This is a genomic window from Chryseobacterium lactis (genome assembly GCF_003815875.1).
GTDB lineage: Bacteria > Bacteroidota > Bacteroidia > Flavobacteriales > Weeksellaceae > Chryseobacterium > Chryseobacterium lactis.
Map to the genome: position 1 here is coordinate 2,531,052 of NZ_CP033924.1, position 13,092 is coordinate 2,544,143.

At 36.1% G+C, this 13,092-nt stretch carries 10 protein-coding genes; 5 read left to right on the forward strand and 5 right to left on the reverse strand.

The annotated features are described in order from the left end of the window. Positions 1 to 602: 602 nt before the first annotated feature. The 3 genes from EG342_RS11215 to EG342_RS11225 form a co-directional block, all read right to left on the reverse strand. A complete protein-coding gene (locus EG342_RS11215) occupies positions 603 to 983 on the reverse strand; it encodes a hypothetical protein (RefSeq protein WP_103290848.1) in 381 nt (126 codons plus the stop codon). 5 nt (positions 984 to 988) lie between these two features. Then, positions 989 to 2,278, reverse strand: a complete 1,290-nt coding sequence (locus EG342_RS11220) for a hypothetical protein (protein ID WP_103290846.1) — start codon at positions 2,276 to 2,278, stop codon at positions 989 to 991. Between the two features lie 351 nt (positions 2,279 to 2,629). After that, positions 2,630 to 3,694 carry a hypothetical protein gene (locus EG342_RS11225; protein WP_103290844.1) on the reverse strand — a complete coding sequence of 355 codons (1,065 nt, stop codon included), beginning with the start codon at positions 3,692 to 3,694 and terminating at the stop codon, positions 2,630 to 2,632. 149 nt (positions 3,695 to 3,843) lie between these two features. On the opposite strand from EG342_RS11225, the gene EG342_RS11230 reads away from it, so the two are divergent. The 5 genes from EG342_RS11230 to EG342_RS11250 all read left to right on the forward strand — a co-directional run bounded on the left by EG342_RS11230 (position 3,844) and on the right by EG342_RS11250 (position 12,124). Beyond that, positions 3,844 to 4,410: an RNA polymerase sigma factor gene (locus EG342_RS11230; RefSeq protein ID WP_164465172.1), complete on the forward strand. Its 567-nt coding sequence runs from the start codon at positions 3,844 to 3,846 to the stop codon at positions 4,408 to 4,410. 60 nt (positions 4,411 to 4,470) lie between these two features. Then, positions 4,471 to 5,637, forward strand: a complete 1,167-nt coding sequence (locus EG342_RS11235) for a FecR family protein (RefSeq protein ID WP_164465173.1) — start codon at positions 4,471 to 4,473, stop codon at positions 5,635 to 5,637. A gap of 117 nt (positions 5,638 to 5,754) precedes the next feature. Further along, on the forward strand, positions 5,755 to 9,294 hold the full coding sequence (locus EG342_RS11240) for a SusC/RagA family TonB-linked outer membrane protein (protein WP_103290836.1): 3,540 nt from the start codon (positions 5,755 to 5,757) through the stop codon (positions 9,292 to 9,294). A 12-nt stretch (positions 9,295 to 9,306) separates the two neighbouring features. Then, positions 9,307 to 10,668 (forward strand): RagB/SusD family nutrient uptake outer membrane protein, encoded by a 1,362-nt coding sequence (locus EG342_RS11245; RefSeq protein ID WP_164465174.1) that lies wholly within the window; start codon positions 9,307 to 9,309, stop codon positions 10,666 to 10,668. A gap of 7 nt (positions 10,669 to 10,675) precedes the next feature. After that, positions 10,676 to 12,124, forward strand: coding sequence for a TlpA family protein disulfide reductase (locus EG342_RS11250; protein WP_103290830.1), 1,449 nt, complete (start codon positions 10,676 to 10,678; stop codon positions 12,122 to 12,124). Positions 12,125 to 12,139: 15 nt separating this feature from the next. Here EG342_RS11250 and EG342_RS11255 read toward each other — a convergent pair whose 3' ends face one another. Then, positions 12,140 to 12,397 (reverse strand): hypothetical protein, encoded by a 258-nt coding sequence (locus EG342_RS11255; protein ID WP_103290828.1) that lies wholly within the window; start codon positions 12,395 to 12,397, stop codon positions 12,140 to 12,142. Positions 12,398 to 12,491: 94 nt separating this feature from the next. Next, on the reverse strand, positions 12,492 to 12,941 hold the full coding sequence (locus tag EG342_RS11260; RefSeq protein ID WP_103290826.1) for a MauE/DoxX family redox-associated membrane protein: 450 nt from the start codon (positions 12,939 to 12,941) through the stop codon (positions 12,492 to 12,494). Between the last annotated feature and the right edge of the window lie 151 nt (positions 12,942 to 13,092).

A 13,092-nucleotide genomic window follows, 5' to 3' on the forward strand; every position in this document is an offset into this window, starting at 1 on the left:
TAAAGACTTAAGCTACATTATATTTTTAGTATCTTTCTTTTTTGCCTGCCTTTTTTTTCAATGACACTTGGGGCCATATAATCTAAATGGATACTATGCCTAAGATAATAGCTCCATCGCCAAAAACACAGCGGATTAATCTTGTACAATCTGTAAAGTTTCTGGTTTTCTTTGGCAGGTGAAGTATTTTTTACAAAATATTTAAAACCAAAGGTTGAGAACCCGGGGCTTTTGAAATCGAAATCTTGCGTTAGATAATATGATCCATCTAAATTGGAATACCTAAAATATCCTGTATCTAACCATTTGTGAATATCCTTGCCTATAAAAGGCACATTAGGAAGTAACAAGATAATGCCTAGCACTATAACAATTGTTTTCCTCAATATCCTAATTGTTTTCCTCTTCATATCTTTTTGTTCATTTGCAGGCGATCAGCATAATTTGAAGTATGAAAGACCGGTGCACTTATTTATTGTGTATAATATTACTTTAGTGGATTTTATCAGAAAAACTCTCATCAAATGAGAGTTTTTCCAAGTGTAAAGGTTGCTTATTATAGAAAAATACTATGTTCCTTCCATTTGCTCTTATAGGAAAAATCAAAACTTTTGCCATCTATTCCCTGGTTCGAAGGGAACTCTGTTTTTCTTTATTTTTTCCCAATCACGATACGCGAAATGTCTGCTAACTGTTAAATAATAGCGCCAACGCCAAAAGCACAATGGGTTAATTCTATACAGTCTAAAAATTTCCATATTGACCATTTCCGGTCTTGTATCATAGATAAATCCATAAGTTGTCCATTTGCTTTTCCAAGGTTGATACACGTCCATGTATTCAATGGAGGTAAAAGCAGCGTTTGCATTAGCGTATCGAAAATGGTCACCATCAATGGCCTTCATTATTTCTGTACCTATAATTGGCATATTGGGTATAACTAAAACCAATAGTACAATTCCTGTAATAAATTTTCTTTTCATATCCTTTATTGACAATTCGTGCTCTTTGGCGGAGGAATCCGACCTAATGTGACATTTGGATTGCCTGCCTGTTTTAAATTTGCTAAATATGTATAAACACCATCCGGTGTCAAAAATCCATTATTATTTAATTGTCCGTTGCTCGGCAGGAGTAAATTAAATACGTCGGTAGCATAATGTGTACAGTTGTTTTCATTGAGATCATATTGGACTTTCGATAAGGCAATAGACTGGCTGATTATCGAATTGAATTGCGCTTTGGTAACAGATAAACTATATCTTGCATCGCTTTTTCGGTCGTCATCACTAGATTCTTCTCCCATTGCACTGGGCGTAGGCTGCATTGTAGCCGACGCTGGACCAGATTGCGGGTAGAAGCCATAAGAAAGTCTTTGAAGCTGAGTACCGTTTGATTTTTCAATTGTTAGAAAAGCGTGACCAGGCTTATCAGAATTTAGGTCTATTCTATGTGCATTCAAAGTCACCTTGTATTTTGTGTTTGCATTATCTACCACATTGTTGAAACATTTCAATCGCTCCTCAATGTCGATAGTGGTTATAGGTGCAACTGCCACGAAAGATGTACTTGAAGTACCTCCACTGCCACCTCCATGACTACCGCCGCCGCCGCCACCTCCGGTTGCGGTACCGCTACACGTTGTATATAGATAAGTCCAATATTGGGTACCATCATCAAAATACTGTACCAGATACCACTCGCTGCATACAACAGGTATATTTTTACTGGTGTCAGGTTTGCTGTTATCTTTGTTTACGTTGGTATCGGCATCCTTAGTCTTCAATTGAAGGTTTACCTTTTTCAGCCCACTTGAGTCAAGTGATTGGCTGTACAACAAGGTATCATTTAAATCATATACCATATAATATACTTTTCCAAGCTCTTCACCTCGATACACTTGTTTTTTAACGAAATTAGAAATAGCCTGTTCGGAAAATTCCGCCACAGTTCTTGTATCTGCGAAAAGGCTCACCTTATTGGCGCTGGCTACTTTATTTCCTTCAATAATAAAAATCAGGTTTTGCTGCATGGAATATCCCCAACCTAGGATTGTGCCGTCCTGCACGGGAACCACGAGCGTGGTACTTTTATTTCCGTTTATGAGCTGTGCTTTTTTCCAATCTAAGGGAAAAGGTTTCCCGTTATCCTCGTACCATTTTTTTGCCATCGAGGTTTGATCGTTCTGAGGATAATTTTCCATATCCCTTTCGCATGACTGTAGCAGAATAATTGCGAATACTGCATAAAGTAAGTTTCTAAAAATTTTTGTTAACATTTTATGTGGTTTAAAGGTTAGTGTCGCTGTATTTCTTTGTCCAATGAATTATTGAAACTAAATTAAGCCTATAAAAACTTAAAACTTTTGACAAAAGGCAAAAAATAACAGATAGTGCTTTTAAAGTATATTGGAATAACTTTATGATCTTCCTAGGAGAGACAGCATGAATACATTTTCTGATGGTACATGAAACTATAAGGTTCTAAATAACTATAACAAGCTTATTATTTCTCTATAATTGCTTTGTTGTTAGATGCGGCTTTCCGTAAACATAAATATGCCCACACGATTTTGGTGTTGGGTAGTGGTATTATATTATATCGTTGACTATATTAATTGGTGGCTTATTTATCTGCGATTGAATGTATTGATGATTCTTTGGAAAAAATGGTCTGGCATTTTCGCAAAACTGTTAAATCTTGAAATAATAGGAGGCCTATTACCTTCAAATCTGAATTGATCATTGTCGAGATAGATCTGAATAATATTTGAATCTTTGAAGATACTTCTATCGCACCTGTTTCTGGCATAGGGATTATGAAGTAAGAATAGTCCGTCGGAGAGCTTTTCAGGATCTTCTGGAGAAACATGCTGTAGCAAGAAAGAAGGGTCATCTGAAATTTGCCTAATATTGACTACATGATTATAATGACCGAGATTACTATCGGACTTCGCTAAGGAAGTGAGCTTTCCCAACGTTGTTGTACAGGAAAAGAGTACGGCTGAAACATCTTCATATTTAGTATCATTAAACAAACCAATAGGAATTTGCGCATTGCTTTGCGGCTTTGTGACCGAGGTTTTTGGAATATAGTCGTCTATGGAGGGATCGTAATATAATCCAAAGAGCAGAGCCATCATGGAATAGATATATTCTCGTCCATAATTAATCTGGTCATAGGAACTTATGGCTATGATAAAAGGTTCATCGCCTGTGACAAATGACTGTTTGGAATATGTCTTTTCGTATTTCTCCCATTTCGTTAAGAACGAGTTAGAGTGCCTTACGACTGCCTCGTCCAAAACCTGATAAAAATCTAATTGTAGCTGCGGGGGAATCAGCATAGAAATATTATCTTCAATTGTTCTTTCTTCAAATTGTTTTCCACCGGTTTTTATTTCGGCAACGACCGCTTCAATCAAGATATTGGTAGGAGAGTTGATAACGAAATCGGGCGTATTTTTAGAAAAGTCAACTTTAAAACGGAGTTCTGTAATAACCGAAAATAAATAGAATTCCCAGAAGCTGTTGTAGAATTTTTCCTGAAATTCCCTTACAATTTTTCCGTCTCTATCCACAAACTTTTCCACCCATGATGAAAGAATCCTCTTTTCACTGAAAAGATTGTCCCGCACAAACTTAAATTCTTTACATTGTTTTACACCGGATAAATTTTCAAAGAGATCTAGCATTAAATATTGGTCTTTTTAAATGATCTGTAAATATATGGAAAACGTCAAAGATCGAAAGTTAACATAGCATGATTCATTTCTGAAATAAATAAATATTTTCTAACTTTACTTAATCATTTACCAATTGCCCTGTTATGACATCTCGAAATTTGATCGACGAAAGGGCACTGCTTTCCCAGTTTCAAAGCGGTGATGAAATGGCCTTTGATCGTATTTTCACGATGTTTCACTCTTCACTGGTATTTTTCGCAGATAGGCTACTTCTGAAGATCGGAAAGGAAATTTCCAAGGATCTAGTACTGGATATATTTCTGAAATTATATGACAGGAGGGAGGGATTTGAAACCCTTTCAAATATCAAGGCTTTCCTTTACATATCTGTGCGAAACAGCTGTATAAAAGCCATTGAAAAAGAGAAAGTAAATCAGAAGCGGTTTGATTTGTATACTAAGAATTTTGATGAGTTTGAAAAAAATGTACTGGATAACATTGTTCAGAACGAAGTATATGAAGAGCTTTACCAAGCGATCGATCTGTTGCCCGAACCATACCGTCTTATCATGGGCAGGCTTGTCACAGGCGATACGCCAAAAGAAATATCTGAGGAGCTCGGTATTCCTGTCAGTACGATCAATACCCAAAAATCAAGAGCACTTTTACTTCTAAAAAAATCCCTATCAGGTGCCGGAATTGCACTTTTAATAATTTATTCATAATTTTTTAACTTTTTTGGGACAACGCAATATCTTTTCGGGTTTCTATTTAAAATGAGACCAATGGAAGAGCGCAGAATCCTTGAAGAGTTAAAGATCGTTCCGCTTCTGACGAAGTTTGTCAGAGGAGAGCATATGACTGTCCTTGAAGAAAAAACTATTGAGATCTGGCTCAACAAGAGCAGTGCGAACCGTGCTTTCTTTGAGCAATTACAAGATAAAGAGCACGTTGCTCGGGAACTTCTAAAAAGGGATGCTGCAGGTGCCACGACTTCCTCAGAACTTCAAAAATTGCATGGTCTGTTGAAGAAACGTCAATCCCACTATAAGCGGGTTATTATCTGGACATCAGCTGCTGCGATATTGTTGTTTTTTTCTATGACTATACTTCTTTACAGGTATTCTCAGTACAGAAATTTCATGGATGAAGCGATCAAGGTTGCAACGGCTGACATTGATCCCGGGAAGGAGCAGGCTACGTTGAGCTTTGAAAATGGTAAATCCGTGGAGCTAAAGGGTAAACCCATCAGGACAGATAGCAATGGAACATTTTATTCGGATGGGACTTCAATAGCAGAGAATACCGTGCAGTTTGCCACTCTTTCAACACCGAGGAAAGGGCAGTACAAAATGACTTTACCGGATGGCACAAAGGTATTTTTGAATGCTGAATCATCTTTGAAGTTTCCGACCCAGTTTACGGAAAATAGGAGAGAAGTTGAGTTAACGGGAGAAGGCTATTTTGAAGTAACCCATGATATAAAAAAACCTTTTATTGTTACCACAAGAGGACAAAAGCTTAAAGTTCTTGGTACAAAATTCAATGTAAGTTCCTATGAAAATGAAACTGCAATCCTGACCACGCTTATCAGTGGCAGTGTTGAGCTTACAAATTCACAGAACAATACTCCAGTGATCTTAAAACCGGGACAACAAGGTAAGCTGCTATCTCTATCTTCGATATTTTTGGTAGATAATGTGGATACAGAGGTATTTACAGCATGGACTTCAAATGATTTTCATTTTGATGGCACACCTTTAAAAGAGGTCTTTAAACAGCTTGAGCGCTGGTATGACGTTGATGTTGATTACAAGAAAGTGCCCAATGTTAGAGTACATGGTACTATAAGCAGAGAAAAGAAATTATCAACTGTTCTTTACACATTGCAACAGATAACTGATTTACAATTTAAATTGACAGGAAGGAGGATTGAGGTAGACAATAACTAATTACTGTTTCATATGTTGGCCTGAAAATATGCCGGAGTGTTAGCGCACTCCGGCGATCGGGTCTTACATTAAAGGTTTCCAGCAACGAAAACTAAATTTTTAACCCTACACAAATCTATGAAAAAAGATCATTTTTCCCACGCGGAAAATATACCCATCTCATTGGATATATTTTTCAGGAGAAAACTACTGCACATTGGCATAAGGAGCAGCCTTTTCTTTATGCTACTTGCATGTGGTACAGCAATCAAGGCGCAACGGATTAGCCTTACATTGCAAAAAGCACCTCTTAAAACCGCGATTTCGGAAATCCGTAAAGTTACCAAGTATGATTTTGCCTATAATGACGACCTACTAAAAAAGGTCGGGCCCATCACTGTTGATTTAAGAAATGCTACTTTAGAAGAGACTCTAAGTTCACTCTTTGCTAACCAGCCTATTGAATTTCAAATCGCAGACGGTGTAATTATTTTAAAAGAACGTAAAACTTCTGGTCAGAAGAATGTTCCGATTTCAAAAAAAAAGGAAACAATAAAAGGAAGGGTCGTTGATGAAAGCGGTAATCCGCTTGCGGGTGCTACGGTACAGGTTAAGGGAACCAACTTTATTACGACTTCCGATGGAACAGGAGCGTTTGAGATTCCAGATGAATTCTCTGAATTTAACCTGCGAATATCCTATTTGGGATATGCACAGATTGAAGTAGCAGCTAAAAATGCTGGCAGAATTGTACTGACTACAAATGACAACCGGATCGAAGAGGTGAGTGTTGTCGCCAGTGGATATCAGTCCATACCGAAGGAAAGGGCTACAGGTTCCTTTTCAAAGGTAGATAATGCGACTTTTAACCGTCAGGTTTCTACTGATGTAATCAGTAGATTAAAGGGAATAGCACCATCAATTTTATTTGATGAACGTTCAGGAAGCCCCAAGCTTACTATCCGTGGTCAGGCTACTATCTTTGGCAACGATCAGCCTTTGATCGTTGTTGACAATTTTCCGTATGAAGGCGATATCAACAACATCAATCCGAACGATATTGAGGATATTGATATTTTGAAAGATGCTGCTGCCGCGTCAATCTGGGGCGTAAGGGCAGGTAATGGTGTGATCGTGATTAAAACTAAAAAAGGACGAGCAGACCAGCCGATGAACATAGGTTTTACTTCTAATGTTACGATAGGACAGAAACCTGACCTGAACTATATTCCACAGATCAAACCCACTGACTTCATTGATATTGAAAAGATGCTTTTTGAAAAGGGCTTTTACAATACTATTATTAGTAATACGTCCGCAAATAGACCTTATTCTCCAGTAGTTAGTATTCTTAATGACCAAAAAAAAGGTCTTTTATCAGCTGATCAGGCAAATGCACAAATTGACGCTCTTCGTAGTGGAGACCTGCGAAGAGATATGAGTAAATACTTGTATCAACAAAGTGTAAAACAACAGTATGCCTTAAATCTTAACGGAGGTACAAATAAATATACCTACTATTTTTCAGCAGGTTTAGATAAAAACCAAAATTCAGAAAAAGGGAACGGCTTTAGCCGTGTGAGCCTTAACAGCAATCAAGTTTTTCGCCCTATTGAAAAACTTGAAATTTCTGCAAGTCTTTCATACAACCAAAATAATCAATCTACCTCTAATGTAGTGTCAATGCTTAATAATATGGGGCAAGAGCTGATGTATCCCTACGCAAGATTGGTTGATGATGATGTGAAACCGGCGATACTTACAAAAGATCATAGTATTGTGCTGAAGGAAAAAGCACTCAATGCAGGCTTGTTAAATTGGGATTTTGTTCCGTTGGAAGAATTAAAATTACAAGATAATAAGTTCAAGCAATCCGAAATGCGGTTAAATGCTGCGGTTAAGTATTCAATTATACCGTCATTGTCAGCAGAAGTCCGATTCCAATATGAAAATCAACAAGGAAGGCGCAGGAATTTTTTTGACCAGGCTTCTTATGTGATGCGAGATCAAATTAATAGGTTTACATCTTTTAATAATGGTGTTTTGACTCGAAATATTCCACTAGGTGGGAGACTTGATAATACAAATGGAGAACTTTCCGCATTAAATGGACGTTTTCAAATGAACTTTGATAAAAAATGGAACAAGCACCAAGTCAATGCTATTGGTGGTTTTGAGATTAGAGAAGCAAAAGCCAACAGTAATAGTTCCAGACAATATGGTTTTGATCCGAATGTTGGTTCAAGTGTGCTAGTAGATTATTTAACACGATTTAGTCAATATGGTAAAGGGGGTTCTTCTCTTATCCCAAACAATGACAGCTATTCGGCAACTGTTGATCGAATTCGATCATATTATATGAATGGTGCTTATAATTATGATTTGAGATATGTTATTTCTGCAAGTGCGAGGATCGATCAGTCAAATTTATTTGGTGTTTCAACTAATCAAAAATCAGTTCCCTTGTGGTCAGTTGGCTCAAAATGGAATTTATCAAAAGAGCAATTCTATAATATTGATTGGTTGCCAGTATTGAGCTTTAGAACAACAATCGGCTTTAGCGGAAATGTAGACAGAACTATTACAGCATTTACGACTGCTAAGTATCTTACTAATTCGACCAATGGCTTGCCAAGCGCTGAGTTACAGAACCCACCAAATAAGAATTTAAGATGGGAAAAAAATAGAATGTGGAATATAGGATTTGATTTTGCTGCAAGACAAAATGCCTTATCAGGGAGTATAGAGTATTTTCAACGTAAAGGTTCGGACCTTATTGGTAATGGGGAGATCGATCCTACTACTGGATATATCTCTTATCGTGGTAACTTGGCTAACATGAAAGGGAAAGGAATAGACATTGAACTTCACTCAATAAATATAAACAAGCCTAATTTTAAATGGAATACAACATTTCTTTTCTCTTATGCCTTGGATAGGGTGACAAAATACCAAAAGCAAACCAGTCTTTCTAACTTTGTTGATGATAGTTATAGAATTTTACGATTAACATCTGGCTATACTCCCGTGGTTGGGAAGCCACTTTTTAGTATTTATTCTTATCCATTTGCCGGTTTAAATGCTGAAGATGGTCAGGTTCAAGGTTTATTGAACGGACTACCTTCGAAAGAATACTCAAAGATCACGCAATATTTAGCTGAAAATCCCGAAAATAATCTGGTTTATAATGGGAACGCTCTACCTCCTTACTTCGGAGCCATAAGAAACACAATTACATCATATGGAATTGAGTTATCATTTAATATAACATACCGATTTGGCTACTATTTCCGTCGTAATTCCATTATGTATAGTTCTCTTTATAGTACATATTACACGCATGGTGATTACTATAATAGATGGAAAAAGCCTGGTGATGAAGCTACGACAAATGTTCCAGCTATGATTTACCCAGGGAACGGAGTTGCCGATAATTATTACAAAAATTCAGAAGTACTTATTGGAAAAGGAGACCATATAAGGCTTCAAGATATTTCATTAGCATATAATGTCGGCAATTCGTTTCTTAAGAAACACAACTTAAATAATCTGAAATTTTTTACTTACATAAGTAATCTCGGTATTATTTGGAAGAAAGATAAATCCGGATTAGATCCCGATTTTCCGAGCAACAAACCTATTAGGACAATAGCATTTGGGTTGAATTGTAATTTCTAAAAAAAAATGATTATGAATAAGTTAGTTAGATATATTCTTTCATTTGCCTCTCTATACCTTACTGTTTCCTGCAATAAAGGTTGGCTTGAAGAAAAAAGAGATATAAAATTAATAGTTCCCACTACTTTAAACGACATGAATCTACTATTGAATGCAGATGTATTCCAAAGTGATGGACGTGGTGCAACTGAAACCTCCTGCGATGATTATGAATTTACACCAGAGCAATATAATGCGCTTTATAATGCGTTTGATAGAGATTTGGTTATTTGGAAAACGGAGGAATTTCCAAAGTTTGGCATTTTGGTATGGGATGAGTGGGACATGGCGTATTCGCAAATTCAAGTTTGCAATGTAGTGCTTAACGGTTTGTCAAAAATTAACCGTACAAGTAGTAATAAAGAACAATATGATAAGATCAAAGGCACTGCATTGTATCACAGGGCTAAACAGTTCTTAAATCTTGCGTTAACGTTTTGTAATTACTATGACGATAATACTGCGGAAACCGATTTAGGTATTCCTCTCAAATTAACTGAGGATATCGATGAAATTGTTGACAGAGGTAGTCTAAAGAATACCTACGAACGAATTGTTTCGGACTTAAAAGAATCTACAATTCTTTTACCTTCTGTCTCGACATTAAATACTCAGATTGCAAAAGCAGGTGCATATGGCTTACTTGCTAGAACTTATTTATACATGGACAATTATAAGCAAGCATCTTCGAACGCTGATTCAAGTTTTAAATATCACACTTATATAGAAAATTTGAACAAAGTCGATTTGGCCAGCGATTATCCGTTCAATGATGTTTCGAAGGAAATTCATATTTATAGCATGCAAAGTAAATATTCTCCAAATGGAATTACTGGCAGAATGAGCCAGTCACTTATTGAAAGTTATGATACTAATGACCTTAGAAAACACGTTTTCTTTAAGTTACAATCTGATGGGAAGTATACGTTTAAAGGGAGTTTTACTGGGCAGCTCTTTTCAGGAACATCCACGGGGGAGATCCTATTAATAGGTGCAGAATGTCGAGCAAGGCTTGGCGATTTGGATGGAGCGCTGGAAAAGATAAAATTATTATTACAGAACCGTTTTAAAGCAGGTACCACAATTTCTATGCCTGCAAAAAACAACCATGATGTTTTGAGCTCTATTTTATTAGAACGCCGAAAAGAGCTAGTTACAAGAGGTCTTCGTTGGCAAGATCTCAAAAGATTAAATAGAGATGTCAAATTCGCACAAACCCTAATTAGAAGAATTGGTGAAAATATTTACACACTTCCCCCAAATGATCCACGGTATATTATGCGAATCCCGCAATACATAATAAATTATAATCACATTGCTCAGAATTCTTACTAAATAACACATGATGAAAATACTAAGCGTAATTTCCATTTTAGTATGTTGGTCTATGCTTTCTCGCTCTCAAACCAAAATTACTGGGTTTGTAAAAGATGCTGTTTCTGATCCCAAAGAATTGGTTCTTACCGTATATGATCCTTTCTCAATATCTCAGCCCCAAATTATAGAAGATACGATTCGGACAACTAAAGGTTATTTTAATTTTTCGATAAAAATTCAGAAACAAATGATAGTAGGGATTGAATTAAATGGTAATTCCATTTTTTTTCCTGGAACATTTGAACTTCTGGTGTCCCCGAATGACAGTTTGAATATTATTATTCCGGATAGCAAAAAACTAGGCTTATTAAATCTTGAAATTGCTGGAAAAGGTGTTGAAAAAGTTGACTTAACAAAGAATATGCTTCGGAAAATCTTGGGAATTTATAAGACTGACCCTAGATATGAGGAGCAAAGTCTACTATTCAAGTTTTTAACAACGGATAAAAAACTTGATGCTATAGATTCAGAAATCAATACTTTCCAAAGTATTTCAAAAAAAGATGCAAGCGTGATTAAGACAGAGCAATATGCCAATATTTTAAAAGGTCTATTTATTAGTGCGATGAGGAGTGATGATGATTCTTTGAATGTATATTTTAATAAATTTATTGTTCAAAAGAAAAGAATGAAGCCATTTCTTGAAGGCGAGAATATATTTTATGCAGGTGGAACCTTACTATCGGAGTATATGCTCCTTAATGAATTTAAAAATCCAATTTTATCTGTTGGAGATCGTTACAAAATTGATAATGCACATGCTTATTGTAAATTAATTATTAAATATTTTGGAAAGAGAGTAGAGGTTAAAAATTATTTGCTATCAAATTTTATGATTTCATATTTAAATTCTAAAATCTTTAATAAAACGAGCGAAGAACTATACAACTTCTATCTAAAAAATACCGATAATAACAATCCTTTCTTAATCGAGGTCGCCAATAGTTACCTTCGTTCGAAACAAACATTACAAGTTGGTAAGCCTTTTTTTAATTTTAATCTTTCAGATACAGTTGGTAATTTACATTCGCTGACTGATTTTCGAGGTAAAGTGTTAATTATTGACTTTTGGTTCACGGGTTGCAGCGGCTGTAGACAAATGGCTCCGGCATTGGATTATATCGAGAAAACACTAAATGATCAGGATTTTAAATTTATTTCAATTAATGTCGATAAAAAAGAGACCTGGCTTAAAGGTATTGGACAATATAGTAGTAAAAGTTCTTTACAGTTATATACTATGGAAGAAAAATTTCATCATCCTATGATTAAATCATTAAATATTTTAGGATACCCAACTTTATTTGTTGTCGATGGAAGGGGAAATTTTGGAGGTATCCCACCTGATCCTCGAAGTAATCAAACCGATTTTATTGAGTTCATAAAAAATATGAAAAATGAGGTCGCTAAATAAGCGACCTCCATTTTCCTATGGTCTTGCACCATTTCTTTTATGATTTTCAGTTGGCTGTCCAGTTTCGATATTATACTCTTGCGAGCATAAATTGGGGCTGGTTGGTTGACATAGGTTGGTACCGCTGACCTGAGGTCCCATCGATCCGTCTGGATTGACGTAAAAGTCAGCAACTGAATCTTCTTTCTCTTGGTTTGCCGGAGCAAAAGAGAATGCTGCGAAACTTCCGATTGCAATTGCTGCAACTCCTAATGTAATTCTTAGTGATTTCATGATGTTTGGTGCTTTTATAAATCAAAAAGCTAAACTTTAGTTTTTTGCCTACTCTTTGTTTCAGGTTTTCGGCTACCCCTGTCTGGTTATTAGTTTAGTTATAAGTGGTCTGAACACTATTGTGTGGGGCTCGCCTTAGCGAAAAAAAAGTGATCAGACCAATGATATTAATTGCAAGGGCAATGAAATTAAAATACAGTTGGTCGTTCCAGTTCATACCTTTAAAAACTGCAATGCACGAGCACGGAATGCTTGGTGCAAATTTTAAAATATAAATGAGATACGCGGTATAAAGGATCATGACAGAGAGGGAAGTTAATAATCCCAGTCTTCTCCAGTTCTTGTTTAGCAGCAGTATAACAATCCCGAGGTGTACAGCCTGTAAAACATAAGGTAAGACTGCCCCTCCTGCAGACAATAGGTAAGCACCTTTAATCTGCCTATTGAACGTGTCGAAATCAAAGATTTTACTGGCGAATGTATACGCCCATACAAGAATGAGGATAAATATGATCAGTTCTGAAATGATATTCTTAATTCTCATGATGTGATTGTTTGGTGGTTGTTATAAATGCCTTAATTGGTCGCTTGCATTTTTTTGGATTTAAAAATCTATTTTCAAAATTTCTATTTCATCAAATTTAGAATGCCTTTTGGCTGAAATGCAAGAACTTGTTGTCTCAGAATACAAATGC

What these genes read in the sequence shown, in the direction of transcription:
- EG342_RS11225 (WP_103290844.1), bottom strand. Translation starts at nt 3,694, where the DNA reads ATGCTAGATCTCTTTGAAAATTTATCCGGTGTAAAACAATGTAAAGAA.
- EG342_RS11220 (WP_103290846.1), bottom strand. Translation starts at nt 2,278, where the DNA reads ATGTTAACAAAAATTTTTAGAAACTTACTTTATGCAGTATTCGCAATT.
- EG342_RS11260 (WP_103290826.1), bottom strand. Translation starts at nt 12,941, where the DNA reads ATGAGAATTAAGAATATCATTTCAGAACTGATCATATTTATCCTCATT.
- EG342_RS11250 (WP_103290830.1), top strand. Translation starts at nt 10,676, where the DNA reads ATGATGAAAATACTAAGCGTAATTTCCATTTTAGTATGTTGGTCTATG.
- EG342_RS11255 (WP_103290828.1), bottom strand. Translation starts at nt 12,397, where the DNA reads ATGAAATCACTAAGAATTACATTAGGAGTTGCAGCAATTGCAATCGGA.
- EG342_RS11240 (WP_103290836.1), top strand. Translation starts at nt 5,755, where the DNA reads ATGAAAAAAGATCATTTTTCCCACGCGGAAAATATACCCATCTCATTG.
- EG342_RS11245 (WP_164465174.1), top strand. Translation starts at nt 9,307, where the DNA reads ATGAATAAGTTAGTTAGATATATTCTTTCATTTGCCTCTCTATACCTT.
- EG342_RS11215 (WP_103290848.1), bottom strand. Translation starts at nt 983, where the DNA reads ATGAAAAGAAAATTTATTACAGGAATTGTACTATTGGTTTTAGTTATA.
- EG342_RS11235 (WP_164465173.1), top strand. Translation starts at nt 4,471, where the DNA reads ATGGAAGAGCGCAGAATCCTTGAAGAGTTAAAGATCGTTCCGCTTCTG.